General features: G+C 32.8%; 25 protein-coding genes. 18 read left to right on the top strand and 7 right to left on the bottom strand.

Annotated elements, in window-relative coordinates:
• Positions 1-67: 67 nt before the first annotated feature.
• The 5 genes from ilvA to RTL21_RS19040 all read left to right on the top strand — a co-directional run bounded on the left by ilvA (position 68) and on the right by RTL21_RS19040 (position 6,014).
• Positions 68-1,333 (top strand): threonine ammonia-lyase IlvA, encoded by a 1,266-nt coding sequence (ilvA, locus tag RTL21_RS19060; RefSeq protein ID WP_312098220.1) that lies wholly within the window; start codon positions 68-70, stop codon positions 1,331-1,333.
• A 239-nt stretch (positions 1,334-1,572) separates the two neighbouring features.
• The gene (locus tag RTL21_RS19055) at positions 1,573-2,415 is read left to right on the top strand and encodes a DegV family protein (RefSeq protein WP_312098173.1); all 843 of its coding nucleotides are present in this window, start codon (positions 1,573-1,575) and stop codon (positions 2,413-2,415) included.
• 395 nt (positions 2,416-2,810) lie between these two features.
• Positions 2,811-4,418 carry an ATP-binding protein gene (locus RTL21_RS19050; RefSeq protein ID WP_312098171.1) on the top strand — a complete coding sequence of 536 codons (1,608 nt, stop codon included), beginning with the start codon at positions 2,811-2,813 and terminating at the stop codon, positions 4,416-4,418.
• 194 nt (positions 4,419-4,612) lie between these two features.
• Positions 4,613-5,428, top strand: a complete 816-nt coding sequence (locus tag RTL21_RS19045; protein ID WP_312098169.1) for an SGNH/GDSL hydrolase family protein — start codon at positions 4,613-4,615, stop codon at positions 5,426-5,428.
• Positions 5,429-5,438: 10 nt separating this feature from the next.
• Positions 5,439-6,014 carry a YpmS family protein gene (locus tag RTL21_RS19040; RefSeq protein WP_312098167.1) on the top strand — a complete coding sequence of 192 codons (576 nt, stop codon included), beginning with the start codon at positions 5,439-5,441 and terminating at the stop codon, positions 6,012-6,014.
• An 82-nt stretch (positions 6,015-6,096) separates the two neighbouring features.
• Here the strand turns inward: RTL21_RS19040 and RTL21_RS19035 are convergent, their stop codons facing one another.
• Positions 6,097-6,855 (bottom strand): DUF4397 domain-containing protein, encoded by a 759-nt coding sequence (locus tag RTL21_RS19035; RefSeq protein ID WP_312098166.1) that lies wholly within the window; start codon positions 6,853-6,855, stop codon positions 6,097-6,099.
• A gap of 405 nt (positions 6,856-7,260) precedes the next feature.
• On the opposite strand from RTL21_RS19035, the gene rsgA reads away from it, so the two are divergent.
• From rsgA to msrB, 3 genes are all read left to right on the top strand, one after another.
• The gene (gene rsgA / locus RTL21_RS19030; protein WP_312098164.1) at positions 7,261-8,313 is read left to right on the top strand and encodes a ribosome small subunit-dependent GTPase A; all 1,053 of its coding nucleotides are present in this window, start codon (positions 7,261-7,263) and stop codon (positions 8,311-8,313) included.
• A gap of 178 nt (positions 8,314-8,491) precedes the next feature.
• On the top strand, positions 8,492-9,025 hold the full coding sequence (gene msrA / locus RTL21_RS19025) for a peptide-methionine (S)-S-oxide reductase MsrA (protein WP_312098163.1): 534 nt from the start codon (positions 8,492-8,494) through the stop codon (positions 9,023-9,025).
• A complete protein-coding gene (msrB, locus tag RTL21_RS19020; protein ID WP_312098161.1) occupies positions 9,025-9,450 on the top strand; it encodes a peptide-methionine (R)-S-oxide reductase MsrB in 426 nt (141 codons plus the stop codon). The genes msrA and msrB overlap by 1 nt, the downstream gene beginning before the upstream one ends.
• 331 nt (positions 9,451-9,781) lie before the next feature.
• On the opposite strand, the gene RTL21_RS19015 is transcribed toward msrB, so the two are convergent.
• Entirely contained in the window at positions 9,782-10,855 is a 1,074-nt protein-coding gene (locus RTL21_RS19015) for an SGNH/GDSL hydrolase family protein (protein ID WP_312098159.1), read from the bottom strand.
• Positions 10,856-11,149: 294 nt separating this feature from the next.
• Here RTL21_RS19015 and RTL21_RS19010 point away from each other — a divergent pair, with 294 nt between their 5' ends.
• Both RTL21_RS19010 and RTL21_RS19005 read left to right on the top strand, forming a co-directional pair.
• Positions 11,150-11,389, top strand: a complete 240-nt coding sequence (locus RTL21_RS19010) for a YozE family protein (protein WP_312098157.1) — start codon at positions 11,150-11,152, stop codon at positions 11,387-11,389.
• Positions 11,390-11,838: 449 nt separating this feature from the next.
• The gene (locus tag RTL21_RS19005; protein WP_312098156.1) at positions 11,839-12,549 is read left to right on the top strand and encodes a hypothetical protein; all 711 of its coding nucleotides are present in this window, start codon (positions 11,839-11,841) and stop codon (positions 12,547-12,549) included.
• Here RTL21_RS19005 and RTL21_RS19000 read toward each other — a convergent pair.
• Positions 12,541-12,693, bottom strand: coding sequence for a hypothetical protein (locus tag RTL21_RS19000; RefSeq protein WP_312098155.1), 153 nt, complete (start codon positions 12,691-12,693; stop codon positions 12,541-12,543). The two genes, RTL21_RS19005 and RTL21_RS19000, sit on opposite strands and share 9 nt — an antisense overlap.
• A 224-nt stretch (positions 12,694-12,917) precedes the next feature.
• Between RTL21_RS19000 and RTL21_RS18995 the strand changes: the two genes are divergently transcribed.
• On the top strand, positions 12,918-13,088 hold the full coding sequence (locus tag RTL21_RS18995) for a YozD family protein (RefSeq protein WP_312098154.1): 171 nt from the start codon (positions 12,918-12,920) through the stop codon (positions 13,086-13,088).
• Between the two features lie 131 nt (positions 13,089-13,219).
• Here the strand turns inward: RTL21_RS18995 and RTL21_RS18990 are convergent, their stop codons facing one another.
• Positions 13,220-13,345: a hypothetical protein gene (locus tag RTL21_RS18990; RefSeq protein WP_095259060.1), complete on the bottom strand. Its 126-nt coding sequence runs from the start codon at positions 13,343-13,345 to the stop codon at positions 13,220-13,222.
• Positions 13,346-13,583: 238 nt separating this feature from the next.
• Between RTL21_RS18990 and deoD the strand changes: the two genes are divergently transcribed.
• The 5 genes from deoD (at position 13,584) to RTL21_RS18965 (ending at position 18,824) form a co-directional block, all read left to right on the top strand.
• Positions 13,584-14,285: a purine-nucleoside phosphorylase gene (gene deoD, locus RTL21_RS18985; RefSeq protein ID WP_312098149.1), complete on the top strand. Its 702-nt coding sequence runs from the start codon at positions 13,584-13,586 to the stop codon at positions 14,283-14,285.
• An 89-nt stretch (positions 14,286-14,374) separates the two neighbouring features.
• Entirely contained in the window at positions 14,375-15,238 is an 864-nt protein-coding gene (locus tag RTL21_RS18980) for a M15 family metallopeptidase (protein ID WP_312098147.1), read from the top strand.
• Between the two features lie 154 nt (positions 15,239-15,392).
• A complete protein-coding gene (locus RTL21_RS18975) occupies positions 15,393-16,865 on the top strand; it encodes a lmo1851 family serine protease (RefSeq protein ID WP_312098145.1) in 1,473 nt (490 codons plus the stop codon).
• A gap of 100 nt (positions 16,866-16,965) precedes the next feature.
• Entirely contained in the window at positions 16,966-17,871 is a 906-nt protein-coding gene (locus RTL21_RS18970; RefSeq protein ID WP_312098143.1) for a CobW family GTP-binding protein, read from the top strand.
• Positions 17,872-18,005: 134 nt separating this feature from the next.
• On the top strand, positions 18,006-18,824 hold the full coding sequence (locus tag RTL21_RS18965) for a hypothetical protein (RefSeq protein WP_312098141.1): 819 nt from the start codon (positions 18,006-18,008) through the stop codon (positions 18,822-18,824).
• Between the two features lie 118 nt (positions 18,825-18,942).
• Here RTL21_RS18965 and RTL21_RS18960 read toward each other — a convergent pair whose 3' ends face one another.
• A complete protein-coding gene (locus tag RTL21_RS18960) occupies positions 18,943-19,188 on the bottom strand; it encodes a DNA alkylation repair protein (RefSeq protein ID WP_312098139.1) in 246 nt (81 codons plus the stop codon).
• Between the two features lie 513 nt (positions 19,189-19,701).
• Here RTL21_RS18960 and RTL21_RS18955 point away from each other — a divergent pair.
• Together RTL21_RS18955 and RTL21_RS18950 are read left to right on the top strand one after the other, a co-directional pair.
• Positions 19,702-20,484: a CAP domain-containing protein gene (locus RTL21_RS18955; RefSeq protein ID WP_312098137.1), complete on the top strand. Its 783-nt coding sequence runs from the start codon at positions 19,702-19,704 to the stop codon at positions 20,482-20,484.
• A 287-nt stretch (positions 20,485-20,771) separates the two neighbouring features.
• Positions 20,772-21,275 carry a GNAT family N-acetyltransferase gene (locus tag RTL21_RS18950; RefSeq protein ID WP_312098135.1) on the top strand — a complete coding sequence of 168 codons (504 nt, stop codon included), beginning with the start codon at positions 20,772-20,774 and terminating at the stop codon, positions 21,273-21,275.
• Positions 21,276-21,337: 62 nt separating this feature from the next.
• Here RTL21_RS18950 and RTL21_RS18945 read toward each other — a convergent pair whose 3' ends face one another.
• Positions 21,338-21,760 carry an Hsp20/alpha crystallin family protein gene (locus RTL21_RS18945; protein WP_312098133.1) on the bottom strand — a complete coding sequence of 141 codons (423 nt, stop codon included), beginning with the start codon at positions 21,758-21,760 and terminating at the stop codon, positions 21,338-21,340.
• A 20-nt stretch (positions 21,761-21,780) separates the two neighbouring features.
• Complete coding sequence (locus RTL21_RS18940) at positions 21,781-22,263, bottom strand: Hsp20/alpha crystallin family protein (protein ID WP_312098131.1); 483 nt, start codon at positions 22,261-22,263, stop codon at positions 21,781-21,783.
• Positions 22,264-22,370: the final 107 nt, after the last annotated feature.

Here is a 22,370-nt window from a genome sequence, read left to right as displayed (position 1 = left end):
TTAGGAGAAAGCTAAAAATTCATGGTATAATGTACGAATTAAAATGGTTAGAAATGAGGGTGTGGAAATGGAACAAAATGTAATGAAAAAATGGGTGCAGTTGGAGGATATTATTATTGCATACCAGGGAATTAAAGACATAGTAGCCCATACTCCCTTACAAAAAAATTATCGATTATCTGAAAAATATGATTGCAATGTTTATTTAAAAAGGGAAGATTTACAGCATGTGCGTTCCTTTAAATTAAGAGGAGCCTTTTATTCGATGAAGATGCTAGAAAAAGAAAAAATGAAAAATGGGGTAGTTTGTGCGAGCGCAGGTAACCATGCACAAGGGGTGGCATACTCATGTCGTTATCTAAATGTTCATGGAAAGATTTTTATGCCAGCGACAACTCCAAAACAAAAGGTAACACAGGTTAAAATGTTTGGGAAAGATAAGGTGGAGATTATTTTAACTGGTGATACATTTGATGATTCCTATGTAGAAGCAGTTGCTTGTGCTGAAGCAGAAGAAAGAGCATTTATTCATCCATTCAATGATGAAAATGTCATTGCTGGCCAAGGAACAATGGCTATTGAAATGATGAATGATATTGATGTTCCAATTGATTATGTTTTTGCAAGCATTGGTGGCGGCGGTTTAATGGCAGGATTAAGTACATACATGAAAAGCGTTTCTCCATCTACTAAAATGATTGGTGTGGAGCCAGCTGGTGCGCCTTCTATGAAGGAAGCATTAATTAGAAATAAGGTAGTAACATTAAATAAGATTGATAAATTTGTTGATGGTGCAGCAGTCAAAAGTGTTGGACAAAAGAATTTTGAAATCTGTAGAGATTATGTTGATGATATTGTTTTAGTACCTGAAGGAAAAGTTTGTACATCAATTCTATCTTTATATAATGAGCATGCTATTGTTGCAGAACCTGCCGGAGCTCTACCTGTTGCAGCGCTGGATTTATATAAGGAAAAGATAAAAGGGAAAAACCTAGTTGTCGTTATAAGTGGTGGAAACAACGATATTGACCGAATGCAGGATATTAAAGAGCGTTCGTTACTATATGAAGGATTGTTATATCACTTCATCGTCAATTTTCCTCAAAGAGCAGGGGCATTAAGAGAATTTTTAGATGATGTGTTAGGTCCTGATGATGATATTGTACGTTTTGAATATGCTAAAAAGAATAATAAAGAAAATGGTCCAGCATTAGTCGGGTTAGAGCTGAAAAATAGGGATGATTATAAAGGATTAATTGAACGGATGGATAAAAAAGGTTTTCCATATACTGAAGTCAATAGAGATTCTAATTTATTCCATTTGCTCGTATAGCATATAAAGTAATCGATTATCGCCTTGCATGTTCAAGATAGAATACATGTAAGGCTTTTTTTGTAGTGTCTGAATGATAATGTGATAGAAATCACAGGTTACGAAAAGCATATTTTGTGGTATAGTTGATAATATATGCTCAAAAAATAATATAGAAGAGCATAGGAATAATCTAAAAATAGATATATAATTAAGAAAGCGCTTTAATGAAAAATGAATGTCAAATAGGGAAGTGTGAAATGAAAAAAATCAAAATTGTAACAGATTCAACCGTCGATCTCTCACAGGAAATATTAGATAATTTTGAAATTGAAGTAATACCATTATCTATATATATAAATCATAAATCATATTTGGATAGAGTGGATATTACACCTGCTGAATTTATCGATAAAATGCTGGAATCAGAAGAGTTGCCTAAAACCTCTCAGCCTTCTGTTGGGACTTTCGTTGAAAAATATGATGAGTTAGCTGATGAAGGATATGATGTTATCTCTATTCATATGACAGGCGGCATGAGTGGTACGGTAGAATCAGCTAAAAGTGCTAGCCAATTAACAAAAGCAAGGGTCTTTGTAGTAGACTCCGAATTTATATCGAAGGGTTTATCTTTTCAAGTATTGGAAGCTGCGGAAATGGTGCGAGCAGGACATAATATAGCGGAAATATTGCAAAGATTAAATCATGTAAAAAAACATACGAAACTCTACGTTGTTGTGGATACATTGGAAAATTTAATGAAGGGTGGAAGAATTGGGAAAGGGAAAGCATTTCTTGGCTCTTTATTAAATATTAAACCAATAGCGACCCTTGAAGATGGTGTATATACACCAAAAGCAAAAGTAAGAAGTCGTTCACAAGCAGTAAAGTTTTTAGTTAATGCTTTTGTAGAAGACAGTATCGGCAAAAAAATTAAAAGTGTTGGTATAACACATGCTGGCAGTCTTGATGTTGCCTTTAAATTAAAAGAAGCAATTGAAAAGGCAACAGGGTTCAATAAAGTAGATATTGACTATACTACGCCTGTTATTTCCACACATACTGGCCAAGGAGCAATTGGATTCAGCTATTACGTTGAATAGATTGCTAATTTCTTGGGAAGATTTTATTTTTCCATTAAAAAGAATTTTAAAACTCATATCATTTACCCCCCCCATCTTATAAAGAGGGGGGGTTTCGTTTGGGGTAAAAAGGATGCACTTACATGAAGACATTAGTCACACGAGCAGTGTCATTAAAGGTAATTTTGTTTAAATTAAATGAGGAATAATAAAAAATGGTCAATTCATTAAAAAAAATGGTGTATTTAAAGGGAATTTAAGTGAATATGTCGAATCAACATAATAATTATATTTACGAACGCTTATAACTAATTGAATGAATTTAATTGTTAGTGTGAAGTCATGAAGAACACAATAGAATGTAGCAATAATTTAAGCTGTTACAGACTAAGGAATAAATGAAATAGGTGGCCAGTATGATAAAAAAATTATTCAATATTCCATTTGTGAATAAAAACCAAGTAATATCTTTTTTTCTGACCTTTTTCCTTTTAATACTTTTTATTACATTTATTTATTATCAGCATTATAAAGATTTGAAAATACATTTTGAAAAAGAAGGAGAAGAAATCTTAGCTTTATTAAGTGACAGAGTTTCTTTTCAAATGAGAGAATGGAAGAATGTTTCTTCTGAACAACTTTTACATAATGTTATATATGCAGAGGATTTTAACAACAATATTTCAGAAATGCAGGAAATATTATATATATCAATGCTAGGAGAAGATGGTGAGCAATCTCCTATAGCAGTTATTTCTCCACAGAAGCAAAAAAAGGAAATTAATTATGTTGATACATTAGCAGATCAGATTATGCCAATTTACAATAAAGCACTTACATTGCATGAAATGCAGCATAGTAGCATATACAAACAGGAGGAAGAGTATTATCTCAGTTCCTTTACCCCTATTAATGATGAGAACGGGCAATTTCTCGGAATTATTGGTATGGATATGAAAATCAGTGATCCCTTCCTTTTTTTTAAAAACTTAGCCATTCAAACAGTATTGTTTATTCTTCTAAGCTATATATTGATCTTTCTTTTTATAAGAAATTGGTTAAATAAAGTCCTTCGTCCTATTAATCAAATGATGGTAGGTTTAAATGAGTTAAGCGTCGGGAATTTTGATGTTAAGATGGAAGTGAATGATAACGAAGAATTACAGGGATTAATGAAAAACTTTAACGAAGTTGTTGATAATCTTTCCTCTCTTTTTTATCGGTTAACAAATACAGCGAAAGAACTTGGTACGATATCGAAGGATTTTCAATTAACTACGATAGAAGAAGCACTTACACAAATGGATAATATCGTAGAATTTATGAAAATGAATCGAGAACTGCAGAAAGCAGAGAAAATGAATGCAGTAGGTCAGCTAGCGGCATCTGTTGCCCATGAAATTAGAAATCCAATGACGGTTGTTAAAGGCTTTTTGCAAATATTTTATGCGAAAGAACATATGAGTGACGAAGAAAGAACCTATATAAAGTTAATGATTGAAGAAATGAATCGGGCAGAAACGATTATTAATGATTATTTATCGCTTGCGAAGCCAGATGTGGAACAATCACAAACGATTGATGGTGCAGATTTAGCGAATAAAGTCATTGATTTAATGCATTCATATGCGATGATGGGCAAAGGAATCCACTTTAAGAAGAATATTCAACAAGTATACATAGAAGCCAATAATAATGAATTGAAGCAAGTATTAATCAATATTTTAAAAAATGCAATTGAAGCGATGAAAAATGGTGGTACGGTAACCATTAACCTATATCCAAGTATCGAATACGGTGTTTTTGAAATCGAAGATACTGGTATTGGGATGACAGAAGAAGAGGTAAATCGGTTAGGTACCGCATTTTACTCCTTGAAAGAAAAAGGTACTGGAATGGGATTAATGGTCTGTTATCAAATGGTCGAGCAGATGCGAGGGCGAATTGAAGTCCAAAGTGAAAAGGGAAGAGGAACATTATTTAAAATTTATATCCCGCTTTCGCATAAGAATGAAGCCTTGTAAGCTAAAAAGGAGCATCCGATAAAAGAATAGTGAGAAATCCAGAAGAAAAGTGCAATATAAATTGGAGGAGAGTTTCACTTTTTTTTGTAGTGAATAAAATGCATATAGGGAGACTATTGGTAAAAAAATAAATGTATTAAATAATTTCGAAAGTTCACCAATATGCTATACTATAAAAAATGAAGGTAGGTGAAATGATGAAAAAACCATTTACCTTTCTTGTTTTATTATTTTCTCTTTTAATGCTTGTTTCCTGCTCTAATCAGACGCTCTATAATAAAGAAAAAGATGTCATTGTAACCGAAAAAAAAGATATTCCAGTAAGTTTTTTACCACAGGAATTGTCGATCGTTTCTGTTGGAGATTCCCTTACACAAGGTGTTGGTGACAGCACTGGAAAAGGAGGGTATGTTCCGTATCTGCAAGATTTGCTTGAAACAACCAAAGGAGTGAATAAAGCAGATTTTATTAATTATGGAGTAAGAGGCAACAGGTCAGATCAGTTATTAAAAAGAATTAAAACAGAGGAAGTTAGTGAATCTATAAAAAAAGCAGATGGGGTTATTATTACCATTGGTGGAAATGACATTATGAAGGTGGTAAGAAATAATTTCACTAATTTGCAAGTTGATTCCTTTATTGATCCATTAGATGAATATGAAAAAAATCTAACCGATGTAATGTCTATTATACGAGAAAACAATCCTAATGCTGTTATCATATTGGTAGGAGTTTACAATCCTTTTATTAAAATGTTTTCTGACATTAAAGAAATGAATCAAATTGTTGCAGACTGGAATAGTACGAGTGAAAAAGTATTAGCAGGATTTGATCATACTTATTTTGTTCCCATCGAAAATATTTTTGAAAATCCGACATCGGAATTATTGTATGAAGATTATTTTCATCCTAATGACCAGGGATATCAGCTTATTGCAGAGGCAATTTACAACAAGATGTTAACAGCACCATTAGCAGATATTCTTGAGAATTTGCAAACAGAGAATTGAGGAGAAAAGGTTGTTTAAGAACAAGTGGAAAGTAGCATTTTTATCATTAATAGGTGTACTTGTACTAAGTATTATTATTTTGACTATTATGATATTTCAACCAGTCGAGAAATCGACAATCATTAAAAAGCAACAGGGTGAAGAAGTCCCATTTGCTGTTACGACAAATCGTGAGGATTTAACAAAGTTAATTAATCACTATTTAGAAAAAGAAGGGCTTAATGGTCCGATTCATTATGAAATTAATATTGCAGATCAAGTTGAGTTATATGGAACATTGCCAATTTTTAATACAGATATTCAAATGAAATTAACATTCGAACCGGTAGCATTGGAAAATGGTGATTTATTATTGAAACAAAAAGAAATTAGTATTGGTCAGCTTCCATTGCCAGTATCTTATATTATGAATTTTATTGCAAATCAATATAATTTCCCAGATTGGGTTGATATTCAGCCAAATGATGAAGAAATATACGTTCATTTAACGGAGATGAACTTGAAAAATGGAATGTTAGTAAAAATGAAAACTTTTGATTTAGAACAAAATATTATTCAATTTAACTTATTGCTACCAACAGAATAATAAAAAGTAAAAGGCTATTTCCCTTAGTTCTCATGTAAATACAAAATGATTTGTATGAGATTAGGAAATAGCCTTTTTGTTGTTAACAGGAAAAAAGTAACAATTCACAATTTTCGTCTTCGGCAGCTTTTACAATAAAGGCAGTATATGTTTTATCAGCTTCTAATCGCAGGGGAGGAAATGCTTGGATTACTTTCTTCGTTTCAGAAATTCTTGCTTCTAAATAGACAGACATTGGGTACAAACCTAAATACGAAGTAGCTACATTATAGTTGATGGATGGAAAAACCACATCTCCTTTTTGAACAGCAACATCGATTGTTGGTAAGTTGTCTGCAAGCTGAACAAATCGCAATTTTGTTTCATGGGGTGGTACTACTGGATATTCGGGAAAAGACTGCACTTTTAGCCTATTTTCCATTCCACTAAATGCAAATGTATGGTAAACATTGCTTTCTACATGTATTTTCTGACTGCATAACGAATCAATCATTTTTCCTGTTTCATAAATGTCTATTTGATATGTTCCAGCTGGTAATGTTAATTCATTACTCATTGTTTTATATGATACTTCTTTAAACATACGCATACTGTTAATGAAGATATCGACAGTTGCTGTGTTAATGGCAGCATGCAATATTCTTATTTTTCCATACTCTTTTTGTCGTTGGATATCAGGGATTACAGCAGATTGCCTATCATCGCTAAAAACATGTTTCAAGCTTTGAAGATGCTTATGATAATAATAAACATGTAGTTCGGGATTCGTATATTTATAATAATCACTTAATACATTATACATACCGGCTTCTTGTATCGAGTGATGATGATCCTGTGGCATGAAACTCACTCCAATTGCAAATTTTTTAGCTGTTTTCTAATGAATATTGTCATTTATGAGCAACATTTTACGAAAAAAGCCTTCTTGAAAATAGAATATGCCAAAGATTAGGGGAAGTGCCTAATGAAAAAGGAGAAAATGGACTTTACAATTTGTTAGAAAATTTATATAATAAAGATATTAAATGAGAGGGGCTGATGTATTATGAGCAAAAATACATTTTTAAACGCAAGTATTTTATCTAGCATACAGCCCAAACGGTTGCAACGATAGTACGTAATTTGATTCATCTATTTTTTTATATGGATGATACGCTATTCGATGTAGATTTTTTTAGTGTTTGTAAGAAAACCATGGGCTGTATGCACCATGGTTTTTATTATGCAAACATTTGGAGGTCTATAAGTGGAATTAACTCAAATCGGTTATAACGATAAAGTGAAAGAGGCATTTGAAAAGGTAGGAAAGGCAAATCAAATAATTGGTAGAATTTCTTTAGAACATAAAAGAATGTACCGTGTGTGGACGGTTTCTGGAGAGTTATTATGTGAAGTTTCTGGAAAATTAGCTTATGATGCACAATCTAGAGAGGAATATCCTGCTGTAGGAGATTGGGTCATTGTTTCTCCGAGAGTAAAAGAAGGAAAAGGGACGATTACAAATATCTTGCCACGAAAAAGTAAATTTTCTAGAAAAGTAGCTGGCAGTAATACGGAAGAACAAATAGTGGCAGCAAATGTAGATACGATCTTTTTAGTCAATTCGCTTAATGAAGATTTAAATATAAGAAGATTAGAGAGGTATTTAACTTTAACATGGGAAAGCGGGGCAAGTCCTGTAATTGTTTTAACGAAGGCAGATTTGGCAGTTGACTTAAACGAAAAACTAATGCTTGTAGAATCAATCGCTTATGGGATACCAGTCATTACAATAAGTGTCATAAACAATAGCGGTTTAGATGAATTGAAAACATATCTTATCCCTGGAAAGACAGTCGCCTTATTAGGTTCATCTGGGGTTGGGAAGTCAACTTTAACGAATTATCTTTGTGGATACGAAAAACAAGAAGTGCAAGAAATTAGAGATTCAGATGCAAAAGGAAGGCATACTACAACAAATCGGGAAATGGTATTATTGCCTAATAATGCGATTTTAATTGATACACCTGGGATGAGGGAGCTTCAATTATGGAATAGTGAAGCAGGTATTTCTAACAGCTTTTCAGAAATAGAAGAGCTTGCAGCAAGATGTAAATTTAGGGATTGTCAACATGAAAAAGAGATTGGCTGTGCTGTAAAATATGCGATTGAAAATGGGGATATAGAGGAAGAAAGACTTCTCAGTTATAAAAAATTGTTAAGGGAATTAGCTTTTCTAGAAAGACGGCAAGATAAAAAAGCACAGGCTGATGAAAAGAAGAAATGGAAGAGTATGACGAAACAATACAGAACAAAATGATTTTACATCGCATAATTAGTTTTGATTGTTCCCTTCGATTAATTTTAAGCAAAGGATAAAGATTCCAATTGGAATCTTTATTTTTGCTTATTTCCACATTAAATATTAAGCTAGTAGTGTGAAAACAATGAGTTATGGGAAAATAAAGAGGAGAACGTTTTTTAAAGGGGCTGTTTAAGTGGAAAAGAATACAGAATTAGCAACATTTGCAGGGGGCTGTTTTTGGTGCATGGTAAAGCCATTTGACCAAGAACCTGGCATAATAAAGGTTGTTTCTGGATATACAGGTGGGCATAAAGAGAACCCTACTTATAAGGAAGTTTGTTCAGAGACTACTGGACATTATGAGGCGGTCCAAATTACATTTGATTCGAGCGTGTATTCTTATGAAAAACTACTTAGTGTCTATTGGCAACAAATTGATCCTACCGATGCTGGTGGCCAATTCTATGATCGTGGCCAATCCTATCAAACGGCCATATTCTATCATAATGAGGAACAAAAGCAATTAGCTGAAAAATCAAAGCAACAATTGGAAGCGAGTGGGAGGTTTAATAAGCCGATTGCTACAAAAATACTTCCAGCTTCTAAATTTTATCCTGCGGAAGATTATCATCAAGATTATTACAAAAAGAATTCTGATCATTATACACGTTATCATATCGGTTCAGGACGTGCCGCATTTATTCAAGCGAATTGGAGAGATAAATAATGGAAAAAGAGAAATTAAAAGAAAAGCTATCACCAATACAATATGAAGTCACTCAAAATAATGGGACGGAGCCACCGTTTCGAAATGAATATTGGGATGAATTTTCAGAAGGTATATATGTAGACATTATTTCTGGAAAACCGTTGTTTAGTTCTTCTGATAAATATGATGCTGGCTGTGGGTGGCCAAGTTTTACAAAGCCTATTGAGGAAGAGGAATTAATGGAAAAAAAGGATACTAGTCATGGGATGATTCGTACAGAAGTAAGAAGTAAAGAAGCTGATTCTCATTTAGGTCATGTGTTTAATGATGGACCACATCCGACAGGTTTACGTTACTGTATGAATTCCGCAGCGATGAAGTTTATTCCAAAAGAGGAATTGGAAGAAAAAGGTTACGGAAAGTATGTGAAATTATTCGAATAAAAGAAAGAGTCTGAGACAACAAAATATATAATGGTTAAAGACGAACAAGCTTCAATATAGCTATTTAAATAACGGCTACTTTCGCATATTTGGTTATTTATGGTTTAAATTATTGTCAAGTGAGGAAAGCCATTCGTTTCATTGCGCTACTAACACTCGATGCGTCGGGGAGCAACCTAAGCCTAACTCGGCTAGGCTCGGGTACTAACAACTGAAACAGCTTTTTTACAAACTTATAAACAAGCCAAACAATCATACGAAATTTTCGTCTCATTGTTTGGCTTTAACTTGTACTAGAATACCTATGTCCCAGCTTTTCCAACGATTAGTATTAATTAGTGATAATCGACGAAATTTGAATCAGTTGTTGGTCTGTTATGTTGTATCTTGATTTGTTTGGGGAATTTTGAAATTTAACCGTATGGTCCCGATCGGTTAATCCACTTGTGACATATAATGATCTTTCTTTCTGAAACGGCCACCATGTAGATATAGTTGTTACATAGTTATCATCAATAAATACATCCATCATTCCGCCTTTTTCACTTCTAAGAACATTCACTCCTAAAAATGATCCGGAAAAATGATATTCAATATTTGCACCAATTTGATTTGATGTATAATAGCCTTTTTCGTTTCTAAAACTTGGATCAATAGAATGATAAGCATAATTTGTATGCATTTGTACACTCGTTACCTCATTTATAGGGATTGAAGAAGTAAGTACTGTTTTTTTCTCACGAATTGCTTTTTCGATTGCGTCAATAACTTCCTGAGCATATAAAAAGTAGCCATAATCATTTGGATGTACAAGGTCATTTGTTAATCGTTCGGCAGATAGTCGAGACTTTCGAAACGGGACTCTCATATCAATATTTGTAGCATAATAGTTTTTTGATAACTGTTTTATAACATGAATAAAATCCTCGTTATCTAAGCTGCTTTCTGTAATCGTTATTAATTCCGCATGAGGAAAACGAATGACAATCTCATCTAATAAAGATTGATACATGAAATAAAATTGCTTGTTATCCATATATTTGCGATCATTCTCTCCAAACACAATGAAGACTAAATCAATATCTTCAGACAAGTTATTCTTCAACTTATATAACCCTTCAAATGCAGTAGCACCACTTTGAACCACTAAATGTCTAATGAAAGATCCACCGTATTTTTTTGTTAAGCTTCTTTCGACTAGTTTAAACCACTTATGGTTGTTATTGCTTGCACCAGAGCTGCGGCCAATACTATCACCAACAATTAAGTAGTTCACTTGTTTACCATCAGAAATTTTTTCGTAGACATTTCTCTCCATTTTTTTTGATTGAATTAATAGATAGAACATGCTCAAAATGATTATTGAAATAAGAGAGTAAATAAAATATTTAAATCTTTTTTTCATCTTTCTTTTTTATTTCCCTCCTTTTATAATAGCGACCTATCATTATACTGTTTATTAAATTACCCTACTAAAGTATAAGATAAGCAGTAATTTCCTGGTATCTAGAAAATGATGACTGAATTCAGGACGTTCCGGGTAATTTTTTTAGGATTTTTCAATCAAAAAATACATTTTTTTAGAAAATAGCATAAAAAAATTAACAAGAGCCCCCTGAAAATCAGCTGAATTACTTGCACCATTATTTCCAATTATGTATAGTATACGTTATATCTATTGATCGAGGAAGGTGAGATGATGACTAAATCCTTTTATCATTTTCTTATGAAGTTTCGGCATCCTGAACCAAATGATCAAATTAGCGAATTTGCAAATGAAGCTTATCTTGATCATGATTTTCCAAAGAATAGCTTTGATTATGACGAAATTAGTGATTACTTAGAATTAAATGGACATTATCTTCAAAGCATGCGCGTTTTTGATGAAGCATGGGAGCAATATTTATTTCAAGAAGAAAAGAAAAATTATAGTTATTGATGACATCCGGCAAGGAATTGCATGGATGTTTTTTTATGATATTTTGGTTGAGCTTCTTGGAAGATAACAGCATTTTGGTATGAGTGTACTTGGGCAAAAAAAAAAGGAAGAGCTAGTGCTTGTACTTAAACGTTAGAAAGTATTCTTCCTATTAACATATAGACATATAATGAATAAACAGTTTTAAACGTATCTAAATGTAGTGATTTTAGAATGTAAAGAAATTTTATGAGCGGATAGAGGATTATTGCATATGATAATAGCAACAAAGTGCAAGTAGAAAGTATAGACGAATATAAAGGATGAAAATTACATGGTAATTGAAGATAGGATTATATTCCTTTAAGATCCCCCATCTTCATTGATCAAATGTTCTACTCAAGAGTGTGGGGGAAAACCGCATAAGTAGGCAAATGCCACACAATCTTGTTTAGAGAGGATTAGTAATTATGGCGAATCGAAAAAAACCTAAATTCAAAATTGGTGATACAGTGGTAATCACTATATATGGAACCGTCGGCAAAATTACAGATGTGAAGTATTTAGATAATATGCATGTATATGAAGTAAATAAAAGTGAAGGTTTATATTTAGAATCCAGTTTACAAATGCTTTCTGAGTATGATGGAGAAATAATGGATTCAGAAAAAATTGACATAGAATATCGCTTCTTTATCGGTGATTTAGTAAAAGTAAAAGGGTACGGATCAAACCTTTTTAAAATTATGGGATTTCGAACAGAGATTTGGCGATATAAAACTGATGCATGGGAAGATGTGATTTACGAGCTTTCTAGAGTTAGTGATGGAGAATGGTTAGAGGCAGGCGAAGATGAATTAACCTTGGTTGCGGATGCGGAAAGTGCTGATTCATTTATACAGAAATTAGGGCTATTGTATATATTAGATAAAAAACAAAAGTCCGTCGATTTAAAAAAGTCAAATAGCTCTTTCCACCAGACAGAAAAAGACTTGCTTGAAAGAACAAAGGAGAAGAAAGAGCTTATTGATGGATTGTTAGATATATATAATGATTACAGCATCCTATATTCATTATTTAAAGATGTTGAGTATGAACAGGTGATGAAGCAAACACTCCGAAAGCTAAAACAAGTAAGCAAAAGAACAGATAAAGACAATGGTACAAAAAAATTAGAATAAAAGATAGATAAACATCGGTACACTGCTGATTATTAGAAGGGAAAATAACTTTTTTAAAAGGGAATGGAAAATGGAAAGAATCTCACTGTTTTCTTTATTCAAATCTACTTTTATATCTTCGACTAGGTATTGGATTTTATTCATTTGTAGTGCCTCCCTTTTTTTACTAAAACTATATGTATTAGCATAGATAAACATGTCTATTTTTTGAAAGTTAACTAGAGGAATATTTTTTTAACTAGCTCCTATTATTTTGCAAAGTAATGGATCTTTCTTCTTGAAAAAAAGTCTGTTTTATCAGATAATTTTATTGTGAAAGCATTTTTTGCAAGATGTCACATATATTCTTTAAAAAGGGGGCGATAAGCTTGAAAGAAATCGACGTGATTATTGATACAGAGGAAATAGCAGAGTTTTTCTTTCGCGAGCTATTAAAAAGGGGATTCGTTCCTACAGAAGGTGAAATTGAAGAATTGGCTGACATTACTTTTGAATACTTACTGGACAAATGCATAATTGATGAGGAACTTGATGAATAATGAAAATAAGAAATGGTGAGGATTAATCCTCACCATTTTTCTATTAATGGATGCTATTTATGGAACTAATTCTGGAGATATAACTTTCTTTTTGTATCTGTAAAACCTAGAAGAAAGTCAGATTTTTTATATTATCTTTTTCGCCCTGTAGCAGAATATTCTTTACCATGTGCTTCTTGCTCTGCGATAATTGCTTCTTTTGGTATATGATTATTTTTCTTTGGAGAATTTATTCGATTTCGATGTTTTTTTCCCATTATAATCCCCCTCATATGCATTTTTCTTTCAGCTACAATCCCTGAATAAAACAAACTGTTTTGCCTCTTTGTGGAGGAAAACTAATTTTAGTATAACCTTACGGAAAAATGTTATGCTAAAATTAAATATGTTTTACAGCATATTAGAATATGATATAGTACAAATAGTAAAGTTTTCTAAAAGCATGAAATATTTGGATATGTAAAGTGAAATGAGTATCAATTGGAGGAAATATTAATGAGTGTACATATTGGTGCAAAAGAACATGAAATAGCAGAAACAGTGTTATTACCAGGAGATCCTTTGAGAGCAAAATACATTGCTGAAAATTTCTTAGAGGATGCAAAATGCTACAATGAAGTCCGCAATATGTTTGGCTATACGGGAACGTATAAAGGCAAAAGAATTAGTGTACAAGGCACAGGAATGGGAGTTCCATCTATTTCTATTTATATCAATGAATTAATTAGTAGCTACAATGTACAAAATTTAATTCGAGTTGGTACATGTGGGGCAATCCAAAAGGATGTTAAAGTAAGAGATGTCATTCTCGCTATGAGTGCTTCAACTGATTCACAAATGAATCGATTAACATTTGGTGGAGTAGATTATGCACCAACAGCTGACTTCGATTTACTAAAAAAGGCATATGACACTGGCATTGAAAAAGGATTATCTTTAAAAGTAGGAAATGTATTTACAGCAGATATGTTTTATAACGATAATTCTGAGTTAGAGAAATGGGCTAAATATCAAATACTCGCTATAGAAATGGAATCAGCAGCCCTTTATACTATTGCTGCTAAATTTAATCGTAAAGCACTTTCTGTTTTAACAGTAAGTGATCACATTTTAACAGGGGAAGAAACAACTGCCCAGGAAAGACAAACAACATTTAACGAAATGATTGAAGTGTCTTTAGAAGCTGCAATAAAATAATTGTTGACCGATAAAGGTATGCTTTTTGCATACCTTTATCAAATCATGTACAAGAAATAGAAAATTTAATGATATGTAAGGTGAAATAAATGAGAAAAACAGTAACCATCTCTTCATTAGCATTAGCTTTGGCAATGTTAACGGGATGTGAAAAAGTAGATTTAACATCTCTAAAAGATAAAATTGCTTTTTGGGAAGAAAATGCAGACGAGCAAAACAACGAAACTCCAGTTAACAAAGAAGATGAGCAAGAGACGGTAGAGGAAGAAACTCCATCTGAAGATGTACCAGAAGAAGAAGAATATCCTTGGACATTAGAATCTATCTTTTTTAATGAAATAAAAGTAGTAGATGGAAGAAATATTATTCAAAATCCGATGAATATTGTTTCGCTTGTTAATAAAGAATTTGGATTACCAGATGGATATACGCCGGAGGATTTAGTGCGTCCAAATGTAGAATATTCCTTCGGTAATCAAGATATTGAAAAAAGCTATATGAGAGAAGAAGCAGCTAATGCGTTGGAAGACATGTTTAATGGAGCAAAGAAAAGTGGTCTAACACTTTACGCAGTTTCTGGATATCGTTCTTACGACCGCCAAACAGTACTATTTGATGCAGAAGTGGACCGAGTAGGAGAAGAGAAGGCTGTGCAAGCAGTTGCTTATCCCGGGAATAGTGAGCATCAAACAGGACTTGCAATGGACATTTCGAGTGAAAGTGCGGATTTCCTGTTGACAGAAGAATTCGCGGATACAAAAGAGGGAAAATGGTTAAAGGAAAATGCTCATTTATATGGTTTTATTCTCCGTTATCCTAAAGGGAAGGAAAATATTACACAATATAAATTCGAGCCATGGCATTTCCGTTATGTTGGAAAAAAATCTGCAAAAGATATATATGAAAATGACTGGACATTAGAAGAATACTTTAAGGTAGTTCGTAAAATCTAATAAAGAATGCAGGAAAGGAATATTTCTATCTCACCATTCCTTTTCTGTTTTTTCTATAGGAGCAACTTCCTTATATTTGATTAAATAAAATTAAACATGGTATTCTATTTTTATACATACTTATACTCTCTTGCAAACGAAAGTGGTGAATCATTTGGATAACGAAAAAAATAGTAATGAAAAGGAAATAGAACAAGAAAGCGGACAGGGGTATTTAAAAATTAAAAAGTTTTATTTTGTCATGCTTTTATTTGTTGTTGTAATTGCAGCAGCTGGAATTACTACGATTGCTCTTTCTTTTGGAGACGAGCCTGCTGTAACAGTTAATAATCAAAGGGATGAATTCAATAAATTATATACAGCGTATGATACATTAATGGATGACTATTATAAAGATTTAACTTCGGAGGATCTTGTTAATGGTGCGATTGATGGCATGTTTACCGCATTGGATGACCCTTATTCTGATTATATGAACGAAGAAGAAGCAGCAAGCTTTCAAGAAAGTATCTCTTCCTCTTTTGAAGGGATAGGAGCTGAAATTCAGCAGTTAAATGATAGTATTGTAGTCGTATCTCCTATTAAAGGTTCTCCAGCTGAAAAAGCAGGTATTAAACCAAATGATAAGATTCTTACAGTGGACGGAAAGTCCCTTCAAGGAATGAGTTCTTCGGAAGCAGTTCTATTAATTCGTGGGGAAAAAGGAACAAAAGTAGAATTAGAAATAGAACGTTCGGGTGCAAGCGATCCATTGAAAATAACGATTACAAGAGATACGATTCCGATTGAGACAGTTTATGGAGAAATGGGAAAAGATAAAATTGCCAAAATCCAAATTACTACCTTTTCTGAACATACTGCTTCGGAGTTAGTTGATATCTTAAATAAATATCAAGAAGATGGCATGAAAGGCATTGTCCTTGATTTAAGACATAATCCAGGTGGATTATTAGAAGAAGTCAAGAAAATTGCAGGACTCTTTGTTCCAGATGGAGAAATTATTTACCAAATTGAGCATAAAGACGGTACAGTAGAAAAAGTTACTTCGCAGAATAGCAGTAATATGGATATACCACTAGTTGTAATCATTGATGGAGGAAGTGCAAGTGCTTCTGAAATTTTAGCGGGGGCTGTTAATCAATCTGCAGACGTTCCGTTAGTTGGTGTTAAATCATTTGGAAAAGGGACAGTCCAGCAAGCAAAGAGCTTTACAGATGGAAGCAATATCAAGTTTACAATAGATAAGTGGTTAACGCCTAATGGCAGCTGGATACATGAAAAAGGAATTGAACCAACGCATAAAGTGGAGCTTCCAAGCTATGCAAGTCTAACGATGATCAATCCAGAAAGCAAACTGAAAAATGGAAGCAATTCAGAAGAAGTAAAAATAGCTCAAGAAATGTTAAAAGCATTAGGGTATGAATTGGACAATACGAATGGCTACTTTGATGATAGTACAGAAAATGCAACAAAAGAGTTCCAAAAGCAAGAAAAATTAAAAGAAGACGGAGTCATTACGGACAAGACAACAACTGCCTTAATGAATAAACTCAGCGAAAAAATTCAAAAATCTGATACACAAATGAAAAAAGCAGTTGAAGTATTAAAAGAGCAAATGAAAAAATAAGCTATTTAAGCAAAGAAAAACAGGGTGACACAAATATGTCATCCTCTTTTTCTTATCAGCTTATTTATTTCAATAGAAAATAGTAAAAGGAAGTTATGAAATGAAACAAACAGATATATACGTACTTTCCGGTTTCTTAGGAAGTGGAAAAACGACTTTATTGAAGGAAATACTAAAAAAAGAGAAAGGAATGGGCCGAAAAGTAGCAGTATTAATGAATGAACTTGGAAAAATATCGATTGATTCTAATGAAATAGATGAAGATACTCCTTTAAAGGAATTACTTGGTGGATGTGTGTGTTGTACAATCCAAGATGAGGTAGAAGCACAAATTCAAACATTATTGGTGGAAGAAAAACCAGACGTAATTTATTTTGAAACAACGGGAGCTGCACATCCTGTTGAAACGATAGATGGAATTCTCTCTCCGATTTTCGCAGATCGCCTTCGATTTAAAGGAATTATAACGGTTATTAATGGGAAGCAGTGGCTTGAGCGATCTACGTTGAATGCTCCTATTCAACAACTTATTATTGAGCAAGCTAGACATGCCAGTTTACTTATCATTAATAAAGAAGATCAATTAACAGAAGCAGAAAAAGCAAAAATTAGCTTTGAGCTTCAATCTATATGTCCACAAGCATTTATGATATTAACAAGCTTTTCTAAATTTCCATTTGAAAAATTACTTGAAATGGAAAGTCATGTATATGAAGACATACAAAAAACGTCGGTACATAAATTGCATTTAAGTACATTTGTTTATACGTTTAAAAAAACCATCGCAGCAGATCAATTCGAAGCCTTTTTAAGAGAGCTTCCTGATACAATTTACCGGATTAAGGGATATGTTCAATTTCATCGAACAACATATCCCGACCTATTTCAGTACTCATACGGAATGCCTTTATTTATGAAAGAGGAAATGAAAATGCCACTAAATATGGTATTTATAGGCGAAGATATAGATTGGAAAAAAATTGAGGACACACTAAATCAATTGTAAAAAAATTTTTTCTATTGCTTAAATAATAGTCGGAAAAATAAAAGTGTAGTGAATTGGTAATTATTAACGATAAGGGAATTTTAGAAAAAGGGGCAAACTTTCATTATTCAAATAAAAGTGAAGGATGGTCCTTAGTGTACAAATTTTTACTTATTGTTTTATGTTGTCAATTAATCACTTCTGCTAATATTGTGAATGCCGCAGAAAAGGAGATTTCCTCTCCGATTAGTTTTGATATCCAACTGTTAACTTGGAATACGATTAATAAAATGATTCCTAGATATAGCAAGTTTACCATTGTTGATATTGAGTCAGGGAAGCAATTTAGAGTACAACGGAGAGCTGGGAGCCAGCATGCTGATGTACAGCCGCTTACTGTTGATGATACGATGATAATGAAAGAAATATATGAAGGGGAATGGAGTTGGCGCAGAAGAGCGATTCTGATTATGATAGATGATCAGTGGTTAGCTGCATCGATGCATGGTATGCCTCATGGAGCAGGTGCTTTAAAGAACGACTTCCCAGGTCATTTCTGTGTACACTTTTTAGGAAGTATAACTCATAAGACAGAAAGGATGGACTTTTCCCATAAATTAATGGTGTATAAGGCTGCAGGGCTTTTAAAAGAGTTTTTAGAGCAAATGAATCCAAATGAAGTAGCCCAAGCATTTACTGCCGGAATAAAGGAAAAGGATACAACTATTTTAAAGTACGTTTCCACAAAACAAGAATGGTCGACTGAATTAGCAGCAATAGAGAATATTAAAATTGATCAATTCCATGAGATTGACCAGCGACGTTTTCAACAGGAATTGCAAATAGAACTTACAATAGTATGGAATATATACGTGAAAAACGGGAAGCCACGGAGAATAAAGAAAGAGCTATTATTAATTCGAAGCTCTCCACTAGAACCTTGGAAGGTAAGTGTGGAGGAACCTCTCTTTTAATAGCGCTTGTTAAAAGAGACATACTTACTTCTAATTTTAGCAGTAAGTATGTCTCTTTTTTAGGAAGAAAAGCCTAACTAGTTTTTAAACTATAGTAATTTAAGTCCTATGCATAAGGTTAAGCTTTCATTTCCCCAAATTTAATAAATGTTTTTTCGTCTTCCACAAGTCCACAAGCAGCACATTGAATTCGATATTCTGGTCCCGCATATCCCATATGGAAAGGAGATAATGTATCGGATGTATATTCCTCTACAACGCTACCTGTTTGTGGATCTAGTTTAACAGATTGAGCAACTTGCTTGATAATATTAAATCGACTTCGATTCGTTTTGCAATTGGGGCAGCAATACGGTGTATTCATATCATTACTCCATTCTTTATAGATATTATTCCTAATTATTTTTCCAATACTGTCGTTTTTTTATACATTTAGCAAAAGGAGAATTAGCGTTTAACTAAAATATACAGACTTTATAAGCTTACATTAACATTTAGTGTGAATTTTTCTTTCTTACTGTAATAATCACTAAATTTTTGTAAACTCTTTGTCTTGAATGTTAAATTCAAAGGTCAAAAAAAAGCCTGTCAAGTCTGTTTTTTGACCAAAATATGGGTTGGTAATAATAAATTTCCATAATTCTCTTTTGCTATTTATATAAAACCACGAGAAATTTAAGGAGATATATTGGTTGATTTATCTATTAATCTATCCTATTTTTCTTCCTTTTATCTTCACACATTCTATTATTTTATCTACTATCTGGGTTTTTCATCCAAAAATATGACAAAAAACGTATGATATGATGTTGTTGTAAGTCGAAAACAACAAAATCTATTACTATTTCGATTTGGACAACCAAGGAGGAAATAAAAAATGAAAAAGAAGAATTTAATTTTTTCAGTAGCAGCAGCATCAACTTTATTGATGGCTACTCCACTGGCAAGCAAAGCGGAAGCTGCATCAATTCAGCCAAATGAAGCAAAAATAATCTATCAATCTCATAATCTATCAGAAGACCAACTAAATAAATTGATAAATAATATTTCTACTAATTATCAAGTAGATATAGATAAAGTATGGAAAGAGTGGAAGGATTCGATTGCAACTCAACAAACTCATCAACATTTCACTAAACAAAAGGAAGAACAAAAAGCTACACCTGAACAAAAAGATAATACAAACACACAAAATCAATCTAAACCAGAAACAACAACTGCTTCGCAAAATAATACAATAGGTGATTCAAGCAAAGATAGTGCGGCAAAAGCAACAACTTCGGTAAGCGCTTATGAAAAAGAAGTAGTAGAATTGACGAATAAAGAAAGAGCAAAGTATGGCTTACCAGCACTTACATTAGATACAGAATTAAGCAAAGTTGCCAAAGTGAAGTCACAGGATATGAGTACAAATAATTATTTTGATCATACAAGCCCGACATATGGAAGTCCTTTTGATATGATGAAGCAATTTGGCATAACGTATAAAGCTGCAGGTGAAAACATTGCAAAAGGCCAAAAAACACCTGAAGAAGTAGTGAATGCATGGATGAATAGCGAAGGACATCGTGCGAATATCTTAAGCGATAAATTTACACATATTGGTGTTGGATATGTAGAAAATGGGAATTACTGGACACAGCAATTTATCGGAAAATAATATCTATCCTATTATACAAATAAAGAAATAAACTATGCAGCTCCACAGAATTTTTTTCTGAAGGGGCTTTTTTTGCACACTTCTTCATGAATATATGTTAGACACAAGTCCCTATCAAAAAATCTAAAAAAATAGAATTATAGAAATAAGGATGTTTGCTAAACAAAATAGTGGTATTTTGCGCTAGAAATTTATATAATAATTTTTCCTGAATATCTACTTTTAGAAAAAGCACACTAACTATAAGAGATATCAGGCAAGAATTTATTGTATAGGAGAATTTATTAGTGGAAATTAGACAAGGACATATAGATGATTTACCAACAATCATGGAGATTGTAAAAAAGGCGTTAGTGATTATGCAAGAAGAAGGGAATGATCAATGGTCGCATAAATATCCAAATGAAGCTAGCTTCCAAGTAGATATCGAAAATAATAATCTTTTCGTTGCCATTATGGATGATAAAGTGGTTGGTTCGATTACTATTGATCAAATTGGTGGAAAAAATTACGATGAAATCGCATGGACTTACCATAATAAGGAATATATGGTTATTCACCGATTGGTGGTGGATCCCGAAATACGTGGTGGTGGTATTGCGAGTAATTTACTAGCATTTGCAGAAGTGTATGCTATAGAACAAGATGTTTTCTATTTAAAAACCGATACATATTCATTAAATGATAAAGCGCAAAACTTATTTGTGAAAAATGGATATAATAAGGTCGGTTCCACATATTTCGAAGGCAAAGACAAACCGTTTTATTGCTATGATAAGCTATTCTTATGATTCTAATGTTGAATCTTAAGCAAGTATAAATAAAGAGGAGGGGACTATCAAATTCCCTCCTTTCACATTTCTTTACAAGGAAAGGAAAGCTGTAAAATTCCATTATCATATTTCTTTTGGATGTCCTTTTCGTCTACATCTATTGGAATACTGATTTTTTTAACAAAATGTTTATTCTGTCGTTCTTTTAAAAGATAAGAGCAATTGGGAATAAGGGTTTGATAATAGCCTTCTAGTTGGAGGATATGGTTATTTAAGTGAATCTTTAAGCGGTCCAAGTTAATCCCTGGTAACTCTATATCGATATAATAACGGGAATGATATAAATAATAATCGCATGCAGGAAAAGACTCGCTGTTCTTAATGGATGAAGATGGAGTAGAGAACCACTCCTTGTCATTTGCACCAAACATTGTTTTCCAATAATCTTCCTTATGACTATTCTCAGAAAATTGATAGATTTTTTTCAAGTTATCAAAACTCATGAAAATCTCCTCTTCCTAAGTTAATTCATCTCTGTTACATCAATCTCAGAATATTGAATATCAATATTTTTTTGAATCCTTATCTCTAAAATATTGTCTTTATATAGTGCAGCAGAGCCTTTTTTTCTTACAATGGCAGGGAGCGTAACGGTATGTTTGTCTTCAAATGATGGAATATGCTGTATGATTAATTGGTTGGATGTATAGAAAATTTTAATATGTTCTAGCCAGCTACTATCTAGGATAGGAATTCTCACATAAACGTGATGATGGGTTTCAAAAACAACATAGTTGAATTTTTCAGACTGATTGATATTATCGTTACGAAAATTAGCTCCTTTAGAAAAGGTCTGAAACAAATTATCTGGCTCCATCTTTTGGAGAGATTCTGGCATGAGTTTATCCATCATTTCTTGCACATACTTTTGAATATCTTGGGGATTCATTTGCTCCATTCTATTTTTTGAATCTTTATTAAAAGGGAATAAATTCCATGGGAACATTGGAAATTCATCCTTTCTCACTTTGCATATATATGCTTATTTTTCATTGTATTCATTGATGATAAAAGTGTGTATATGCCTATATGCCATTTTTCAAATCAGCAATC

The organism is Niallia sp. (assembly GCF_031978665.1).
In the GTDB taxonomy this organism is placed as follows: Bacteria; Bacillota; Bacilli; order Bacillales; family Cytobacillaceae; genus Niallia.
Note: the sequence above shows the minus strand (reverse complement) of the source record. Positions and strands in the feature narration are given on the sequence as shown.

Excerpts from the sequence above, each read along its gene's own strand:
- RTL21_RS19050 (WP_312098171.1), top strand. The coding sequence starts at position 2,811 with ATGATAAAAAAATTATTCAATATTCCATTTGTGAATAAAAACCAAGTA.
- RTL21_RS18945 (WP_312098133.1), bottom strand. The coding sequence starts at position 21,760 with ATGAGTTTTGATAACTTGAAAAAAATCTATCAATTTTCTGAGAATAGT.
- RTL21_RS18960 (WP_312098139.1), bottom strand. The coding sequence starts at position 19,188 with ATGAATACACCGTATTGCTGCCCCAATTGCAAAACGAATCGAAGTCGA.
- RTL21_RS19015 (WP_312098159.1), bottom strand. The coding sequence starts at position 10,855 with ATGAAAAAAAGATTTAAATATTTTATTTACTCTCTTATTTCAATAATC.
- RTL21_RS19035 (WP_312098166.1), bottom strand. The coding sequence starts at position 6,855 with ATGCCACAGGATCATCATCACTCGATACAAGAAGCCGGTATGTATAAT.
- RTL21_RS18970 (WP_312098143.1), top strand. The coding sequence starts at position 16,966 with ATGAAACAAACAGATATATACGTACTTTCCGGTTTCTTAGGAAGTGGA.
- RTL21_RS18955 (WP_312098137.1), top strand. The coding sequence starts at position 19,702 with ATGAAAAAGAAGAATTTAATTTTTTCAGTAGCAGCAGCATCAACTTTA.
- ilvA (WP_312098220.1), top strand. The coding sequence starts at position 68 with ATGGAACAAAATGTAATGAAAAAATGGGTGCAGTTGGAGGATATTATT.
- RTL21_RS19005 (WP_312098156.1), top strand. The coding sequence starts at position 11,839 with ATGGCGAATCGAAAAAAACCTAAATTCAAAATTGGTGATACAGTGGTA.
- msrB (WP_312098161.1), top strand. The coding sequence starts at position 9,025 with ATGGAAAAAGAGAAATTAAAAGAAAAGCTATCACCAATACAATATGAA.
- RTL21_RS19000 (WP_312098155.1), bottom strand. The coding sequence starts at position 12,693 with ATGAATAAAATCCAATACCTAGTCGAAGATATAAAAGTAGATTTGAAT.
- RTL21_RS19010 (WP_312098157.1), top strand. The coding sequence starts at position 11,150 with ATGACTAAATCCTTTTATCATTTTCTTATGAAGTTTCGGCATCCTGAA.
- RTL21_RS19055 (WP_312098173.1), top strand. The coding sequence starts at position 1,573 with ATGAAAAAAATCAAAATTGTAACAGATTCAACCGTCGATCTCTCACAG.
- RTL21_RS18940 (WP_312098131.1), bottom strand. The coding sequence starts at position 22,263 with ATGTTCCCATGGAATTTATTCCCTTTTAATAAAGATTCAAAAAATAGA.
- RTL21_RS19045 (WP_312098169.1), top strand. The coding sequence starts at position 4,613 with ATGATGAAAAAACCATTTACCTTTCTTGTTTTATTATTTTCTCTTTTA.
- RTL21_RS18990 (WP_095259060.1), bottom strand. The coding sequence starts at position 13,345 with ATGGGAAAAAAACATCGAAATCGAATAAATTCTCCAAAGAAAAATAAT.
- RTL21_RS18980 (WP_312098147.1), top strand. The coding sequence starts at position 14,375 with ATGAGAAAAACAGTAACCATCTCTTCATTAGCATTAGCTTTGGCAATG.
- deoD (WP_312098149.1), top strand. The coding sequence starts at position 13,584 with ATGAGTGTACATATTGGTGCAAAAGAACATGAAATAGCAGAAACAGTG.